Annotated in this window: 17 protein-coding genes; 6 read left to right on the top strand and 11 right to left on the bottom strand. The window is 50.0% G+C overall.

Annotated elements, in window-relative coordinates; all coding sequences use genetic code 11:
• Window positions 1-77: 77 nt before the first annotated feature.
• Window positions 78-974, top strand: a complete 897-nt coding sequence (gene yvcK / locus LG288_RS05235; RefSeq protein ID WP_404402727.1) for a uridine diphosphate-N-acetylglucosamine-binding protein YvcK — start codon at window positions 78-80, stop codon at window positions 972-974.
• Here yvcK and dcd read toward each other — a convergent pair.
• Window positions 971-1,558: a dCTP deaminase gene (gene dcd / locus LG288_RS05230; RefSeq protein WP_404402725.1), complete on the bottom strand. Its 588-nt coding sequence runs from the start codon at window positions 1,556-1,558 to the stop codon at window positions 971-973. The two genes, yvcK and dcd, sit on opposite strands and share 4 nt — an antisense overlap.
• A gap of 34 nt (window positions 1,559-1,592) precedes the next feature.
• Window positions 1,593-2,624, bottom strand: a complete 1,032-nt coding sequence (gene apbC, locus LG288_RS05225) for an iron-sulfur cluster carrier protein ApbC (protein ID WP_404402723.1) — start codon at window positions 2,622-2,624, stop codon at window positions 1,593-1,595.
• Between the two features lie 90 nt (window positions 2,625-2,714).
• Between apbC and metG the strand changes: the two genes are divergently transcribed.
• Window positions 2,715-4,766, top strand: a complete 2,052-nt coding sequence (gene metG / locus LG288_RS05220; protein WP_404402721.1) for a methionine--tRNA ligase — start codon at window positions 2,715-2,717, stop codon at window positions 4,764-4,766.
• Between the two features lies 1 nt (window position 4,767).
• Here metG and LG288_RS05215 read toward each other — a convergent pair whose 3' ends face one another.
• Complete coding sequence (locus LG288_RS05215; RefSeq protein ID WP_404402719.1) at window positions 4,768-5,064, bottom strand: PilZ domain-containing protein; 297 nt, start codon at window positions 5,062-5,064, stop codon at window positions 4,768-4,770.
• An 84-nt stretch (window positions 5,065-5,148) separates the two neighbouring features.
• Here LG288_RS05215 and hspQ point away from each other — a divergent pair, with 84 nt between their 5' ends.
• Together hspQ and LG288_RS05205 are read left to right on the top strand one after the other, a co-directional pair.
• Window positions 5,149-5,490, top strand: coding sequence for a heat shock protein HspQ (gene hspQ / locus LG288_RS05210; protein ID WP_404402717.1), 342 nt, complete (start codon window positions 5,149-5,151; stop codon window positions 5,488-5,490).
• Between the two features lie 63 nt (window positions 5,491-5,553).
• On the top strand, window positions 5,554-5,922 hold the full coding sequence (locus LG288_RS05205; RefSeq protein ID WP_404402715.1) for a histidine triad nucleotide-binding protein: 369 nt from the start codon (window positions 5,554-5,556) through the stop codon (window positions 5,920-5,922).
• Here LG288_RS05205 and LG288_RS05200 read toward each other — a convergent pair.
• Complete coding sequence (locus LG288_RS05200; RefSeq protein ID WP_404402713.1) at window positions 5,919-6,371, bottom strand: hypothetical protein; 453 nt, start codon at window positions 6,369-6,371, stop codon at window positions 5,919-5,921. The two genes, LG288_RS05205 and LG288_RS05200, sit on opposite strands and share 4 nt — an antisense overlap.
• A 4-nt stretch (window positions 6,372-6,375) precedes the next feature.
• Window positions 6,376-8,175: a gamma-glutamyltransferase gene (gene ggt / locus LG288_RS05195; RefSeq protein ID WP_404402711.1), complete on the bottom strand. Its 1,800-nt coding sequence runs from the start codon at window positions 8,173-8,175 to the stop codon at window positions 6,376-6,378.
• Here ggt and cas5 point away from each other — a divergent pair.
• Window positions 8,145-8,273 (top strand): CRISPR-associated protein Cas5, encoded by a 129-nt coding sequence (cas5, locus tag LG288_RS05190; RefSeq protein ID WP_404402709.1) that lies wholly within the window; start codon window positions 8,145-8,147, stop codon window positions 8,271-8,273. The two genes, ggt and cas5, sit on opposite strands and share 31 nt — an antisense overlap.
• Window positions 8,251-8,838, top strand: coding sequence for a rhombosortase (rrtA, locus tag LG288_RS05185; RefSeq protein ID WP_404402707.1), 588 nt, complete (start codon window positions 8,251-8,253; stop codon window positions 8,836-8,838). The genes cas5 and rrtA overlap by 23 nt, the downstream gene beginning before the upstream one ends.
• A gap of 6 nt (window positions 8,839-8,844) precedes the next feature.
• Here the strand turns inward: rrtA and LG288_RS05180 are convergent, their stop codons facing one another.
• The 6 genes from LG288_RS05180 to tyrR form a co-directional block, all read right to left on the bottom strand.
• Window positions 8,845-11,328: a prolyl oligopeptidase family serine peptidase gene (locus tag LG288_RS05180; protein ID WP_404402705.1), complete on the bottom strand. Its 2,484-nt coding sequence runs from the start codon at window positions 11,326-11,328 to the stop codon at window positions 8,845-8,847.
• 11 nt (window positions 11,329-11,339) lie between these two features.
• Window positions 11,340-11,978, bottom strand: a complete 639-nt coding sequence (gene maiA, locus LG288_RS05175) for a maleylacetoacetate isomerase (RefSeq protein WP_404403038.1) — start codon at window positions 11,976-11,978, stop codon at window positions 11,340-11,342.
• Window positions 11,978-13,003 carry a fumarylacetoacetate hydrolase family protein gene (locus LG288_RS05170; RefSeq protein WP_404402703.1) on the bottom strand — a complete coding sequence of 342 codons (1,026 nt, stop codon included), beginning with the start codon at window positions 13,001-13,003 and terminating at the stop codon, window positions 11,978-11,980. Before LG288_RS05170 ends, maiA begins: the two co-directional genes overlap by 1 nt.
• A 3-nt stretch (window positions 13,004-13,006) precedes the next feature.
• Entirely contained in the window at window positions 13,007-14,140 is a 1,134-nt protein-coding gene (locus tag LG288_RS05165) for a homogentisate 1,2-dioxygenase (RefSeq protein WP_404402701.1), read from the bottom strand.
• Window positions 14,133-15,206: a 4-hydroxyphenylpyruvate dioxygenase gene (gene hppD, locus LG288_RS05160; protein ID WP_404402699.1), complete on the bottom strand. Its 1,074-nt coding sequence runs from the start codon at window positions 15,204-15,206 to the stop codon at window positions 14,133-14,135. Before hppD ends, LG288_RS05165 begins: the two co-directional genes overlap by 8 nt.
• A gap of 233 nt (window positions 15,207-15,439) precedes the next feature.
• The gene (gene tyrR / locus LG288_RS05155; protein ID WP_404402697.1) at window positions 15,440-16,996 is read right to left on the bottom strand and encodes a transcriptional regulator TyrR; all 1,557 of its coding nucleotides are present in this window, start codon (window positions 16,994-16,996) and stop codon (window positions 15,440-15,442) included.
• Window positions 16,997-17,114: the final 118 nt, after the last annotated feature.

The raw sequence follows: 17,114 nt of genomic DNA, 5'->3' as shown, positions 1-17,114 counted from the left end.
TCCCACAGAGCGCTAAACTATTGAGCGCTCATTTTTAACAAGTAATGCCGATTAAATAAAGGCAAAAGGACGATTGCATGCAAATTGCAGCACTGCGCCGGGTTACCGCAATTGGCGGGGGCCATGGCCTTGGCCGGGTTCTCTCGACACTTGCGTTCCTTAATAACAGGCTGGTGGGTGTCGTGGCCACAACAGACAATGGCGGTGCCACCGGTTTGTTACGACAAACTCACCACACCATTGCCTGGGGTGATATAAGAAACTGCCTGTCGCAGCTGGTTGAGCAGCCGCTGGCTGCTGATGTCCTGAATTATCGTTTTCGTGGTGAAACGCCGTTGTGCGGACATAATCTCGGTAATCTGTTGCTGTACACGCTGGACCAGGTCAGTGCCCGCCCACTGGACGGTATCCAGTTACTCAGCCGCTTACTGAATGTTAACACGCGGCTGCTGCCAATGTCTGAGTGCCCGACCGATTTGATTGCGACTACAAAAGATGGCATCCAGTGCCATGGTGAGTTACTGATCGATAAGCTGGAGCACATGCCCCAGGCACTGCAGTTGTCGGCAACCCCTCAGGCAACGCCTGAAGCAGTGCGTCACCTGTACAATAGTGACTTAATTATACTTGGCCCCGGCAGCTTTTTGACTTCGGTACTGCCGCCTTTGCTGGTTAAAGATATAGCTCAGGCGGTGCGCCAGTCAGCCGGAAAAGTGATTTTTATCGACAACTTGGTGCATGAAAATGGACCCTCGGGGCAGCTATCCTTGCGCCAGAAACTGGATTTCCTGGCGCAGCATATAGGCACCGATGTGGTTGATCTGGTCCTTTCAAATCACGCTGACAAGCGGCTGGGAATCCCCTGCATTGGCGATTTACGTGCTGATAGTGAAATCAGCTATCGGCACCAGACCGAATCGCTGCTCAAACAGCTTAACTTTGCCGTTAGCGCGCTGTTTAAAAAGCCCGCTTAACCACCATCGGCAGAAATCCGTGAAGCTACCGCACCCTGTTGATCGCGATATTTGGCATCTTCGCGTTTATTGTAAGGACGTTCACAAGGTCCGCTTAAGCGCTCAAAACTGATGGCACCGATTTTCATACCAGGCCGCAGAGCCAGCGGCAACTTACCGCTGTTGTAAAATTCCAGCACAATTTGTCCCGACCAGCCTGGATCAATACGATGTGCAGTTACATGAACCATCAGACCCAGCCTGGCCAGCGATGAGCGGCCATCCAGCCAACCGACCATATCGGCGGGTAAACGGATGGACTCGTGGGTGACCGCCAGAGCAAATTCGCCGGGATGAATAAAAAAGGCCTGGTCCGGGCGTAATTTTATCTCGTCACTCATTACTTCTTTGATGGCGTCTTCTATGGCTGCCCGTGAGCCACTGATGTCAATGTAAGCGGCTGCGTGATCCTGCAGCACTCTGAATTCATCCCCTAAATGAATATCCAGCGTTACACCTGATATGTTCTGCGCAGCTGGCAAGGGTTCAACGCCGATAGCGCCATTGGCCAGCGCTTGTTCAATTTCTTTGTCGTTTAACCGCATAGCTCGTTTACCTCAGCAATAATTGCCCTTCAGTTTACACGTTTTTAACGCCTTGATGATAGAGTTTAGCGGCTACCTGCGCTGCAGTTTGCCGTATCAGCTGACTGAGCTGGTGATTAGGCTGTTGGTGCAACAACGGCTGTTCGTTATCCAGGCTTTCGCGCAAGTCTTTAGTCAGCGGCCATTGCCCCAGCAAGCTGACATTATGCTTATCAGCCATATGCCTACCTCCCTGTTGGCCAAAAATAGCCTCTTTTTCACCACAGTTGCTGCACTGGTAAAAGCTCATGTTCTCCAGCACGCCCAATAATGGGATATCCAGTTTATTGAACATCGCGATACCTTTTTCAGCGTCGCGCAGCGCCACCGTTTGCGGCGTGGTCACCACCAGGGCTCCGGTTATTGGCAACTTCTGCGCCATAGTCAGCTGAATATCACCGGTGCCGGGCGGCATATCGACGATTAAATAATCCAGCACCGGCCAGGCTGTATCACGGTACAGCTGTTGTAAAGCACCGCTGGCAACCGGGCCACGCCAAATGGTCGCGTCATCATCACTGACTAAATAACCCAGCGAGTTTACATGCAGGCCGAAGCGCTGCAAAGGCAGCATTTTATTGCGCTCATTAACCTCGGGCTGATACTCGCCACGGCCCAGCATGGTCGGTATCGACGGGCCATAAATGTCGGCATCCAACAGCCCGACTTTGGCACCCAGTTGTTGCAACGCTAATGCCAGTGAAACACTAACTGATGATTTACCCACGCCGCCTTTACCAGAGGAAACAACAATAACGTTACCTGTGGTCAGCGGAAGTTCGGGCTGCGAATTGGGCAGCTTTTTAACCTGGTAGTCCACCTGCCAGTCGCACAGCCCCAATTGCGGATCTTCGCTAAGCAGTTGCTTAACCGCTTCGCAGTCCGTGGCAAAGGGTAGGGTCAGCTGACATTCTCCGCCCTCAGTACAGCGCACCCAGTCGCTTTTAATACCCTCAGGGAGATAGGGCAGCCGGGGTTGGATCAGGGCCTGCTGCCAGGCATTATTTTTTTCTGAAAACTGCGACATCAGCCACCTCTTGGCTCTGTGTATCATAACGTTCCTATGCTAAGATTTAGCCTTAATTAGATACTAACATTGATGGAAGCAGATTCTCGCATGAGCCACTCCGAACGTAAAATTTTGGTGACCAACGCCCTGCCCTACGCTAACGGGCCAATTCATATTGGACATTTACTGGGTTATATCCAGGCCGACATTTGGGTTCGCTTTCAGAAACTGCGCGGCAATCACTGCCATTACATGTGCGCTGACGATGCCCACGGCACACCGATCATGCTAAAAGCGCAGCAGCTGGGCATTTCGCCTGAGCAAATGATTGACGATATGCAGCAATCCCACGAGCGCGATTTTGCCGGCTTTCATATCGGCTTTGATCATTACTATTCGACTCACAGCACCGAAAACCGTGAGCTGGCAGAAACCATATACCAGCGGTTAGACAAGGCCGGTCATATAAAGACCGAGGTGATCGAACAACTTTATGATCCGCAAAAAGAGATGTTTTTACCCGATCGTTTTGTGAAAGGCGAGTGTCCCGATTGTGGTGCCGAAGATCAGTACGGCGATAACTGCGATGTGTGCGGTGCAACCTATGCTCCGACCGATCTAAAAAACCCTAGTTCAGTGGTGTCCGGGGCAACCCCGGAACTGCGTCAGTCAGAGCATTACTTTTTTGACTTACCTGCCTTTGGTGACATGCTGAAAAGCTGGACGCATTCCGGCTCACTGCAAAGCGAAATGGCCAATAAATTAAATGAGTGGTTTGATCAGGGTCTGCAGCGCTGGGACATCTCTCGCGATGCACCGTATTTTGGCTTTAAGATCCCGGGCACTGAAAATAAATACTTTTACGTCTGGCTTGATGCTCCCATTGGTTACATGAGCAGTTTTAAAAACTATTGTGACACCACCGGTAATGCTGACTGGGACGAGTACTGGCGGCCTCACAGCGATGCTGAGGTCTATCATTTTATTGGCAAGGATATTATTTACTTTCACAGTCTGTTCTGGCCGGCGATGTTAAAAGGCGCTGACTTCCGTCAACCCACCAATGTCTGGGCGCACGGGTTTATCACTGTAAACGGCACTAAAATGTCCAAATCAAAGGGGACCTTTATAAAAGCCGCCACCTATCTGGAGCATTTAAACCCGGAATATTTACGCTATTACTTTGCCGCCAAATTAACCAGCCGCATAGACGACTTAGATCTTAATTTAACGGACTTTGCGCAGCGCGTTAATTCCGACCTGATTGGTAAAGTGATCAACATTGCCAGTCGCTGTGCTGGCTTTATCAGTAAAAAGTTTGATGGCCGCCTGTCCGGTGATATTGATGACTCATCCTTGCTTGAGTATTTTCAAAATGCCGGCCGCCAGATTGGCGAGTATTATGAACAGCGCGAATACTCAAAAGCCATGCGCGATATCATGACCCTGGCAGATCGCGCTAATCAGTACATTGCTGATAAAGAACCCTGGCAAATGATTAAGCAACCAGGCCACGAGAATGAAGTCCATGATGTCTGTTCACTGGGCATTAATCTGTTCCGCCAGTTAATGATTTACCTGACGCCAGTCGTACCTGAATTATCAAACGCCGTGCAGCACTTTTTGAATGATTCCTTTACCTGGGATAGTCATAAAACAGCGCTGACTAACCACCCGATAGATAAATTTAAAGCGCTGATGCAGCGTGTTGAAATGGACGACATTGACGCCATGCTGGCATCGTCAAAAAATGAACAACCTGCTGCTGCCGGAGAACCTGAAGCCATGGCGGAATCACTGCAAAATGATGAATTAGCAAAAGAACCCATTGCAGAACAAATCAGTTTTGATGAATTTGCCAAAGTTGATTTGCGAGTGGTTAAAATCACTCACGCTGAAGCAGTTGAAGGAGCGGATAAGCTGCTTAAGCTGACCCTGGATCTTGGCGGTGAACAACGCCAGGTATTTGCCGGTATAAAATCCGCCTACCAACCCGAACAGCTGATTGGTCAGCTGACCGTCATGGTGGCTAACCTCGCACCGCGTAAGATGCGATTTGGTGTTTCTGAAGGCATGGTTTTAGCCGCGGGGCCGGGCAAAGATGAAATCTACATCCTTAATCCTCATGAAGGGGCTAAGCCCGGCATGCGTATTATGTAACTTAAAGCATTTGGGTTATCCGGCAACCCACCTGATAATCCCCTTCATCCAGGCGCTGGCTGCGGACAACTTCGGCCAGCGCTTTTAATGCCGGTACCTGGCCGCCGGATTTAACATAGATAACCACCTCCTCACCTTCTGCTAACGGCTGCTGAATTTGCAGTGAGGTTCCGGTGGCACTTAAATCCAGACAAACGGCATCGATCACCTGTTCGTGCTCACCACTGCCAACAACGATCTTGGCGTCAGCGTTAACCGACATGCGCATAAAGTTTCGATTTTCTTCATCACCCAGCATAACCGATTCCTTTTTTTAGTCTGAACTTAAGTTTTAGCACGCAGTGGCCGATAAGAAAACAGCATAAATGTTAAGGATGAGCTCATGCCAGCCGATTATTATCAAAACAAACGCACAATAATGGCGAAATTTGCCATTGGCCAGTTGGTTACCCATGCTCTGTACGGTTACCGGGGTGTTATTATTGATGCTGACCCGAACTTTAACCTATCTGATGACTGGTACCAGCGCATGGCGACATCGCGGCCCGCTAAAGACCAGCCCTGGTATCATGTGCTGGTCAACAATTCATCAATTCAGACATACGTCTGCGAAACCAGCCTGGAGCCCGACTTTTCCGAGCAGGAAATTCAACATCCGATGGTTAACCTGCTGTTTAAAGGCAAAGATCATGGTCATTATGTGTTAGCCGACAAGACAAACTGAACCATTGCCGCTAAGCTTATCATTCAGTAACATTGAACGAGATTCACTGCTGAGGGAGAGGCTATGTCAGAAGAAACCGTATTTACTAAGATTATTAATCGGGAAATATCCGCAGACATTCTTTATGAGGATGACGACGCACTAGCGTTTAAAGACATTAACCCGCAGGCGCCGGTGCATTTTCTTGTTATTCCCAAAAAACCGATCGCAACCATTAATGATATTACTGAAGAAAATGCCGCGATTGTCGGTCACTTGTATGTCGTGGCAGCTAAGGTGGCTGCAGAACAGGGGTTTGCTGAGGACGGCTATCGCTGTGTGATGAACTGCAATGAGCATGGCGGCCAGACCGTTTATCACATCCATCTGCACGTGCTGGCAGGCCAACCAATGGGCTGGCCTCCCTATACAGATAAAGCAAAAGAAGATTAAGGCCGAAAGCGTGGATCCAGAATGCGATCCACGCGCCAACTATCACCTTGCCGGACAACAACAACATCGCGGCTGTCTTTTATTTCATCGTCACCATATGACCCCTCAAAGATAACCGTGGCTCTCAACTCGTCCGCCTGATTTAAATAAGGCACCAGAGAGTCTGATTCAACCTGCACCTGCACGTCATCATAGCGGCGATTGAGCACATATTTTTGCACCCCCTGGGAGGTACCGTAATGTTCCATCAGTCCACCCATGCGTTCTGATGCATATTGCTTGGCTCGATCCAAATCATCAGCTTCGTAAATCGATTGGTAAAAGTCCAGAATAACCTGGATTTCCGGCCGGTCTTCAGCCTGACCGTCACCAAAACCACGGTCCGGCTCTTCACAAGCGGTCAGCATTAATAACAACAGGCCAAGGGCCAGGAAACGAATTAACAACAAAATCTTAGTCTCCCTTGGCCTGGCCTTCGCGACGAGGATCAGCACCCCCGGTCAGACTGCCATCGGCATTAATGGTGATACCGTGCAGGCCGCTGTTAAGGTCCAGTACCTTAATCTCATGGCCGCGCGCCCGCAAGGCTTCAGCGTGTTGCGCCATCGGAGTGCCGCTTTCAAGAGCCGTATAGTCGTTACGGTTGGTCACATGACCTAAATTAATGGCCTGCTGCATGTTCAGTTGCCAGTCGATTAAGCCAATTACCGTTTGAGTGACGTAATTAATAATACGGCTACCACCGGGAGAACCAAGAGCATGCAGCACGCTGTCACCCTGTTCGTTTAGAATCATGGTCGGAGCCATAGAACTGCGGGGCCGCTTACCCGGCTCGACACGGTTGGCAATTTTAACGGAGCCGTCCATCGGTACCATGGAGAAGTCGGTTAACTGGTTATTCAGTAAAAAGCCGCCGGCCATCACCGAAGAGCCAAAGCCCATTTCAATGCTGGTGGTCATCGACACAACATTGCCCTCGCCGTCGACTACGGTAATGTGCGAGGTATTGGGCCGTTCATAGGCAATATCCTGCCTGGCGTTGGGCATTAAATACAAGCCGGGCTCTGCTTTACCCATATCGTCATCGCTGATCAGCTTAGATCGCTGCGCAAGATAGTGTTCATCGAGCATTGCGGTTACAGGTACATCAGTAAAGTCCGGATCGGCGATCCATTGATTGCGATCGGCATAAGCCAGTCGCGAAGCCTGACTGAATAAATGAGCAGACTGCTCGCCATTAACCGCCAGTGAACTTAACTCATAGTTTTCTAAAATACCCAAGGTTTGCAGGGTAGTCAGACCTCCGGAGCTGGGCGGACCCATCCCGCACACCTGGAACTGACGATAGCTGTTACAAACCGGCTGGCGCAGCTTGGCGCGGTAATTCGCCAGATCTTCAAGACTCAGCACGCCAGGCGCAATTTCACTTTGGTTAACCGCGTTGACAATTTTTTCAGCAATGGGTCCCTGATAAAATGCATCAGCGCCTTGCTCTGCAATAAGCCGTAAACTGTCGGCATAAGCCGGATTTTTTAAGGTTTCTCCAGCCACCAGAGGTTTACCGTCCGGAAAAAAATAGCTGCCGCTAACCGGCAGTTTTTTCACACCCGGATTAATTTCCATTTCAATCAGCCTGGCCAGACGCGGCGATACTGAGAAGCCTTGTTCGGCAAGCTCTGTCGCCGGCTCAAACAAGCGGCTCCAGTCACTTTTGCCCCACTTTTGGTGCGCTAACTCCAGTCCACGCAACAAGCCCGGTGTGCCGACAGAGCGTCCGCCGACGACGGCATCGATCCAGGCTGGTGGATTGCCTTCCGAATCGAGAAACAGGGCTTCAGTTGCAGCGGCAGGCGCCGTTTCACGGGCATCAATGGTATACAGCTTCTGTTCTTGCTGGTGCCAATACAGCATAAATGCGCCCCCTCCGATACCCGAGGACTGAGGCTCTGTCAGGCCCAGCATCATTTGTACGGCAATGGCAGCATCAACCGCACTACCGCCTTCTTTAAGCACCTGGTAACCGGCTTCTACCGCATGGGGATTGGCTGCGGCAACCATGAATTGATCTGCTGAGACAGCTGTTTTTTTATCGTAGCCGGTGGCGGCCTCCGGCTCACGGACTTCGCCGCTTTGCGGATCTCCGGAGCTGTACTGACCTCCACAACCACTAATTATGGCAACCAAAGAAAAAGCCAGTAGATTCCTGCTAACAGGAAACTGCGTTGCGTGCCGGTATTTACTTAAAAATTTCATTAGACCTCTTTTGCTTTCGGCAGTTTTCGACCTATCATACGAAGCCAACATATCCGGTGCAAATAAAAACACGCTATGCAAAAACTTCAACATTATAGTGTCGGCTTGATTTTAACGCTGACTTTCATGACCCTGTTACAGTTTATGCCTGACTGGCATCTTTCGCTGACATATCGTAGCAGCGATGCCCTTACCCAGGGCTGGCCACTGCTGAGCGCACACTTTGTTCACCTTAACTGGCCTCACGCACTGTTTAATTTTGCCGGATTGACGCTAATTGTGCTGATTTGGCGCCACCTGTTTACCAGCCGCTGGTTAATTAATGCTGTTTTAATCAGTGCCGTATCCACCAGCCTGCTACTGTTGCTGTTGCCACAGGATATCCAGTTTGTTGGATTATCGGGCGTACTCCATGGTTTGCTCATGTATTGTCTGATTAAAGACAGCCGCCAGCAACGCTGGCTGCTGATCGTTGCTGCGGCATTAGTGATAAAGGTGATCGCTGAACTGTCAGGCTGGCGCCCGGCGCATTTTGTCGGCGACGATGTCGCTTACATTCACGCTGCCGGACTGCTCAGTAGTTTATTACTGTTAAAGCTGGAACAACGCCGCATTAGCGACGCCGTCCCAGAAACCCTTAAACAGGATAAACAGGATCCTTAAGCTGGTTTATTTTAAGTTCTCTTCAAACAGACTGAAGATCCGGCGATACTCGTTTAACCAGCTTTCCGGCTGCCGGAAACCATGGGGTTCGACCGGATAAATCGCCGTTTCCCAGTCCGTTTTTTCCAGTTCAATTAAGCGCTGCACAATACGGACACTGTCCTGGAAAAACACATTGTCATCAATCATAGGCGCATTGATTAGCAGCGCGTCTTCCAGCCCTTCGGCAAAGTAAATGGGTGAGCTTTGCCGATAAGCAATGGTATCGTCCTGCGGCAGGTTAAGAATATTAGATGTGTAACCGACATTGTAGTGTGCCCAGTCAGTTACCGGCCTCAGTGCAGAACCCGCTTCAAATAAACCCGGCTCCTTAAATAAAGCCATGAACGTCAGGAAGCCACCGTAAGAGCCACCATAGGTACCCAGGCGATCGGTATCCACATTCAGTTGCGTGTCCAGATACTGGGTTACATCGACCAGATCTTCCACTTCCGGGGTACCCATTTGCCGATAAATGGCAGTTCGCCAGTCGCGGCCATAACCTTTCGAGCCGCGATAATCGAGGTCGGCAACCACATAACCGTGTTTATTTAACAGACTATGAAACATAAATTCACGGAAGTAGCCAGACCAGCCTAAATGAGCGTTCTGTAAGTAGCCGGCACCATGAATAAATACCACGGCCGGATATTCTTCGACTCGCTCGGCATCAAAGCCCCGGGGAGTGTATATTCTGCTGTAAATCGGTTTATCGACATGCGACGAGGGAACCGGGACAATGTCCGGAGCAGTCCAGTCAATGCTCAAGAACTTTTCCGATACCGTAAACGTCAGTCGTTGGGGCGCATCTCCGGGGGCTGCCGACTTATGATAAAGCTCCGGTGGCATCAGGGGCGTAGAGTGAGTTAATAACAATTCATTATCGTCGCCACTGAGCTCGAAAGCAGTCATACCATTCATGTCAGTTAGTGCCTGCGGCGCCTCGCTGCCATCGGTTTTTACCCGATACACTTCATAAATGCCGGGGTGATCGATGTTAGCCTGAAAATACAAATAGTCTGCACCTTTGGACAGCTCAGGTGACTCAACAACATAGTCTCCCTGTGTTAACTGACGGGTGTCACCGGCTAACGGCTTGACGTACAAGTGAGAATAGCCGTCGGCCTCGGACATAAACCACAGTTCATTGGAATTTAACCAGCCAAATTCATTATGAGTATAGTTAATCCAGGCATCATCGTGCAGGCGATCCTGCGGTACCAGCTTCTTACCCTTAACGTCCACCGTCGCAATCCAGCGGTCTTTATTATCCCAGGCTTCCAGCATGACCGCCAGCTCTGAGCCATCCTGGTTCCACTGAATAGCACCGTTTTCCCAGCCCCAGTCAGCCATCAGGTGGATAGCACGCGGATTTTTTTCAGATTCGTAACGCTCTCCGCGAGCCTGGTGGTTTTCTCGCTTCACCTCGGCCAACACATCTTCATTCCAGCCCGGTAATGTATTATAGGTTAATGTAGAGCTCTGATGTTCGACCAGGTCAAGTAATACCAGCTCATGCTTCTCGGGGACTGCATCGGCTACCCGGCGGCGCACCCGTTCGCTGCTGACCCGGCCATCTTCATTAATGTAATTGGGCATGATGTCGCCCTCTTCCCGCCATTTTTGCGGTTCACTGATGGCCACCATTAAAAACTCGCCGGTTGGTGACATGCGAGCCTGTACCAGTTGCTTTGATTTATCCAGGTAGAACGGTTTAGGAGCCAATGAAGCGTTTTCTGCCTGCAGCTGTTGCTGTTTTTCAAAGCGTTGCTGGGCGGCTTCCCGTTCTTTTTGCACAAAGCGGATCAGTTGTTGCTCTTCGACCGCTAAATAATCTGCCGGATCCTCGTTAGCCTTTGGCGCATCGGCGAATTTAACCGACGCCACCTGGCGGGTCAGCCCGCTGTTTACATCAACAATGTAAAAGTCATTACCTTGCTGAAAACTCAGGCTACCGTCTGTCATTGCCTGTAAATTATGTTGCCGGGCATCATCGCGGGTCAGCTGTCTGACCGAACCATTACCTAACCGGACAAAGACGTTACCCTCAAAGGTATAGGCCAGCCAGTCTCCGGCTACCGACTGTTGTTTTTCGTCAGCGACATATTGGTGTAACTGGGATAAGGGCAGTGGTTTTGGCTTACCAGTCGCGTTTTCAATGATCATGTAGTCGCGAATCTCACTGCCTTCGCGTTTTTGTTGAAACACAATGTGCTGACCGTCAACACTCCAGAATGCGTTTTCAGGAAAGCGGCCCATCCAGTCCGGGTCCGCCATGATTTGTTCCATTGTAAGCTCAGCGGTACCCTGGGCGGACTCTAGCGAAGCCGCACTGATGGTCGAATTCTCGGTTGACTGATTACTGGTTGTGTTTTGTGCGGGGCTTGTTGAAGCACAAGAGGCGACCATTAAAGCCGCCCCTATTGCCATCACTAAACGTGATTTCACCATATTGTTATTCCTTATTGTGCGTCTGGCTGATTTTCCGGGCGTGCCTGCTGTACCGGATTAAGGTGTTGTAAACGCTCATGCACGGCCGTTAAGGTTGGGTAATTATCTAAAGGTACCTTAAAGCGCTGCGCATTGTATACCTGTGGCAGCAAGCAGATGTCGGCTAATGTTACCGAATCCCCGTAGCAATAATCACCGGCAGTTTCGGTCAGCCGCTGTTCAAACGCGGTGAAACTCTTGTTAACCCAGTGATGGATCCAGTTATTGCGTTGTTGGTCGGTACAATTGAGGGTTCCGGACAAATATTGAAGAACGCGTAAGTTGGTAACGGGCTGTAATTCACACGCCAAATCATAGGCTAACGCCCTGACACTGGCGCGCTCATCAGGCGCTGCGGGTAACAAAGGCGACTGAGGATAACGCTCATCAAGATATTCAATGATCGCTAATGACTGATGCATTACCTTATCGTCGATTACCAGAGTCGGCACCAGGGACGAAGGGTTTAACTGTCGGTAAGCGCTTTGGTGCTGTTCACCACCCTCTTTAACCAGATGCACTGGCTGATAATCAAAGGGTAACTGCTTTAAATAAAGCGCCAGCCGAACCCGAAAACTGGCGCTGGAGCGCCAGTATCCGTAAAGCGTCATCATAATGCCGGACCTGTATACTGCACCACCTTTTGATCAATAGTGCCAAAGATCGACTGCCCTGAGTCGTCTTTCATTTCCATTTGGATAGTGTCATCAAACTTCATGAATTCGGTGGTCGGCTTGCCGTCGCGAATGGTTTCAATCATCCGTACCTCGGCAATACAGCTGTAACCGACTCCACCTTCAGCAATCGAGGTGCCGTGCTCAGTACCCTGCTTATTTGAAACCGTTCCTGAACCGATAATGGCGCCTGCACCCAGGTGACGTGTTTTTGCGGCGTGAGCGATAAGCTGACCAAAGTCAAAGGTCATATCTTCACCGGCGTTCGGTTGCCCGAACGGTTTACCATTGTATTGCGACAATAACGGTAAATGAACTTTGTTATCTCGCCAGGCGCTGCCCAGTTCATCCGGCGTCACCGCTACCGGCGAAAAAGCAGACGAAGGTTTACTCTGGAAAAAGCCAAAGCCTTTGCCTAATTCACCCGGGATCAGTCCGCGCAGCGAGACATCATTAACCAGCATCAACAGCTTTATATGCTGGCCTGCGGCCTCAGCCTCAATCCCCATAGGTACATCATCGGTGACAATGGCAATTTCGCCCTCAAAGTCGATACCCCACTCGGTGCTGGCCATCTGAATATCATCATGAGGACCGAGGAAGTCATCGGAGCCGCCCTGATACATGAGTGGATCCTGCCAAAAGCTGGGTGGCATTTCTGCGCCACGGGCTTTGCGGACCAATTCGACATGATTGACGTAGGCGCTGCCATCGGCCCATTGATAGGCGCGCGGTAAAGGTGATTCACACAGCACCTGTTCAAAGGTAAGCTCTCCCTCGACAGGCCCCTGGTTGAGCTGCTGATAGATATCCTTTAAGGCGGTTTCAGTTTCATCCCAGTTATCGATTGCCTCCTGCATACAAGAGGCAATTGCCGGGACCGCAATCGCGCGGGTCAAATCCTTACTGACGACCATTAGCTGGCCGTCTCGCGTTCCATTTCGGTAAGTCGCTAATTTCATAACTTAGTTTTGCTCCTGCCAACTGTAAACGTAATCGGGGTTTTCCACTGCGCTGGCCGCGTCACTGACCTGCAGTGCATCACGGGTGTCCAACATTACAGCCACCTCGTCAGTAAATTTCTTTTTATGTTCGCGGCCGGCTTTAAATGCTTTTGGATGGGGTCCGTGGGTAAAACCTGCCGGATGAAAGGTTACCATACCCCGATCGATATTATCACGGCTGAAAAAGTCACCTTCATGGTAAAAAAGGACTTCGTCGTAGTCGTCATTGTTGTGATAGAAAGGTACTTTTAAGGCTCCCGGATCGGACTCGATGGGACGCGGTACAAAAGTACAGACCACAAAACCCTCGGCAACAAAGGTGCTGTGAGCTGAGGGTGGTAGATGATACCGGTGACTCATCAACGGTCGAATATCGCGCCAGTTAAGCCGCACTGGTGCCAGATCGCCATGCCAGCCAATGGCATCCAGCGGGTTAAATGGGTAGCTAATGATGCTGACCTGCTGATGGCGCTTAACATAGACTTGCCAGTTGTCCTCGCTGTATTGCGCTTTAAACTGCTCGTCAATCGCCGGACAATCCAGCACTGCGGGATCAAATATAGCATGGTTGCCGACAATCCCTTTTTCCGGCAGCTGATATGAGCCATTGGTTGTCTCAATCATCAACAACTGCATGGTTGAATCAGGTTCCAGCCGCCAGTTAGTAGAGCGTGGCAGTAAAAAGTAATCGCCTTTTACCAAATGAATATGACCGTAGTCACAAAATAAATCACCGCTGCCCTCATGCACAAATAATAGATCATCACCGTCGGCATTACGGAACAGGTACGGCATGTTTTCGCGGCAATGCCAAATACGAAATTTGCAGCTGCTGTTACTGAGCAGGTTGGGCGTCAGCCAGGGGTTTTCCGGAGCCTGCTCCGTCAGCTGGTTAAAATCAAAGGCGCGAGGTTTTAATGCACCCTGCCAGTCGGACCAGCCGGTCGGCGCATGCTGATGATGAAAGTGGGTCGCCGGGCCAAAAAAACCGCTGCGACCGGCCTCGCGTTCGAAAATGGCCTGCTCCGGAAAATCAGCATGGGCCTGCCGCGATGACGTCCCCTCCTGTTTCGGAAAACTGATCCATTTACGCATCGCTTAACACTCCCCGGCGTATTTGATCTTCCTCGATACTTTCAAACAAGGCTTTGAAATTACCCTCGCCGAACCCTTCGTTGCCTTTGCGCTGAATAATTTCGAAAAACACCGGGCCAATGACGGTTTGAGTGAAGATCTGCAGAAGAATACCGTCTTTCATTGGCGCGCCGTCGATCAGTATGCGTTGCTCACGCAGTGCCGCTACGTCTTCCTGATGACCTTCAACCCGTTCGTCTATTTTTTCGTAGTAGGTTTCCGGAGTATCCATAAATTCCATGCCAATAGAGCGTAAATCACTGACCGTTTTATAGATATTGTCACTGGTCAAAGCGATATGCTGGATGCCCTCGCCTTTGTACTCACGCAAATATTCTTCAATCTGTGACTTGTCATCATGAGATTCATTAATCGGAATACGAATTTTGCCACAGGGCGCTGTCATGGCGCGGCTTAAAAGGCCTGTAAGCTTGCCTTCAATATCAAAATAGCGGATTTCGCGGAAGTTACCGATGCGCTCGTAAAATCCGGCCCAGGTATCCATGTTACCGCGAAACACATTATGGGTAAGGTGATCGATTTCATACAAACCTGCTGCATGAGCATTCATTTTGCCCTGCCAGTCGTCGTAGAAAGTAAAGTGCTGCTGATAAACCGCGTTATCCTGATAGTTGTCAATAAAGTACAGGACACTGGCGCCAATGCCATAAACGGCTTGTGCGTCGTCAATCACACCTTGTTCAGCCGGGAATGCCTTAGCGCCGTTGGCCAGTGCATGCTTCATCGCGTGCTCTGCATCAGCGACCCGCCAGGCCATGCCGCAGACGCTCGGGCCATGTTCGCGGGCAAAAGACTCAGCCTGCCCGCCGGGTTCAGCATTGATGATGAAATTGATGTCGTTTTGCTTGTACAGCCACGCTTGTTTCGTTTTGTGGCGGGCAACTTCAGTAAAGCCAAGCTTATCAAACAAATCTTTTAATGCGGCCAGTCCCTTTTCATCCGGGGCTGCATATTCAACAAATTCAAAGCCGTCTGTGTTTAGTGGGTTAGTTGTTGCATCTGCCATTGGAATTTCCTTACCGTTGCTTTAATTATGTTGTTGTAAACATAGCTACCTTAGGAGGTTACTGAGGTATTGACGAGCAAACGGCAAAAACTGGCAAAGGTAGTCTCTTTCGCTATTATGTAAATTTAACGTTACACAATAAAAAAACGGCCCGGGAAGGCTTTAGCAGGCCGTTTTGGGTAGATTGGCGTGTAAAATAAAGGTTACAAGTGGCGACTTTTGTCACCGTGCATTTACAGCTTGCGTTGGCGCTGCTTACCAATTCCATGTTCGCGCAGCTTATTCGCCACCGCGGTATGAGATAGACCCAACCGTTTCGCCAGTTGCCGGGTACTGGGAAAGCTGGGATAAAGTCGTTTCAAAATGCTGGCTTCAAACTGTCTAACTGCTTCGTCCAGGCTCACTTGTTCGATGTCAACGGCCAGCGGTTGATCCTGTTGCTGCGGCTGTGGCAACTGAATATCGACCGGCTCAAGTACCTCGCCTTCTAACATCGATACCGACCGAAAAACCGTATTTTCCAATTGCCGGATATTACCCGGCCAGTGATAACGACGTAATTTTTCGCGGCTGGCACGGCCCAGTTTGACCTGGCTGCGCCCCAACGTTTTACAGGCCGCTGCGATAAAGTACTCAGCCAATAAAAAAATGTCATTGCCGCGCTCTCGTAACGGTGGCAACAGCAGGCTCAGTACATTGAGCCGGTAATACAAATCTTCTCTGAAAGCGCCCTGCTCCACCAGTTGATACAGGGTATTCTGAGCGGTACAAATAACCCGGACATCAACACTGACTTCGTGCTCTTCACCAATCCGGCGAAAGACTCCATCCTCCAGAAAGCGCAACAACTTAGCCTGCAAGCTGCTCGACATTTCACCCACTGAGTCCAGTAATACGGTACCGCCGGCGGCTTGCTCTAAGATGCCGGTCTTGCGTTGACTGTATTCGCTCAGACTACCCTCACTGTGACCAAACAATTCACTTTCTGCGACATTATCCGGCAGGGCGGCACAGTTAATCGCCAGAAAGGGACGATTGTAGCGCCGGCTGGCAAAGTGACAGGCTTTAGCCAGTAATTCTTTACCGACACCTGTTTCGCCTTCAATTAACAGCGGAGCATCAAGTTCGGCCATTCGTTGCGCGTCTTTCAACACCTGCCGCACGTTGGCTTGCTCGGTTAAGATGCTGTCGAAGGCTGAGGCATTATCAGAGCGTTGCCAATGGGCAGTAATAGGCTCGGTTTTGCAAGTAATTACCGCGCCCGCAAAATTTTTTAAGCCGTCTTCAGCCGATACCCAAATTGGCAACAACTGTGCGTGATATTCTGACTGGCCGATGTTTACCGCTTCATAGGTGGGCTCTTTAGGCTCTTTATCCAGCCACCGTAAAATAGAAAAGCCCTGAATAAACTGATTAATCGATTCACCTTTTAAAGGCTGTTGCTCAGCCGCTAACAGTTTGGTTCCGGCATCGTTAATGATGTCGATACGGCCCCGGGAATCAATCGACAGAACCGGATCGGGCAAAGTACTCAAAAGTAAATCAAACTCGAAATGTTCCCGTTCAAAGGGCATGTAAGGGATGGTTTTGACATCTTTTACGTTGGGGATGCGGCGTATTTGTGGCATTAAATGGCTAAAGTCTTCAAATGCCAGCTGCGGAAAGTTCAGAAAGATCTTTCCGACAGCATCGACCTCGATACCACGCAAATCAATTTCGTGATCGCGCAAAATCTGTAACACATCCTGGCATATACCAAGCCGGTCATCACAACTAATTTCAAGTCTCATAAATCCCGTTTCGAACCTGGTTTTCATTCTTGTAAAGTAAATAATACAGTAAAACGCCGCCGATCCATAGCAAAAACCCCGGCGCCGGGCCGGGGTTTTTATTCACTTATCGAAAAGA

Source organism: Idiomarina seosinensis (genome assembly GCF_044797955.1).
GTDB classification, from domain to species: Bacteria; Pseudomonadota; Gammaproteobacteria; order Enterobacterales; family Alteromonadaceae; genus Idiomarina; species Idiomarina seosinensis_A.
The sequence above is the reverse complement of the archived record's forward strand: the minus strand, read 5'-3'. Positions and strand labels throughout refer to the sequence as shown.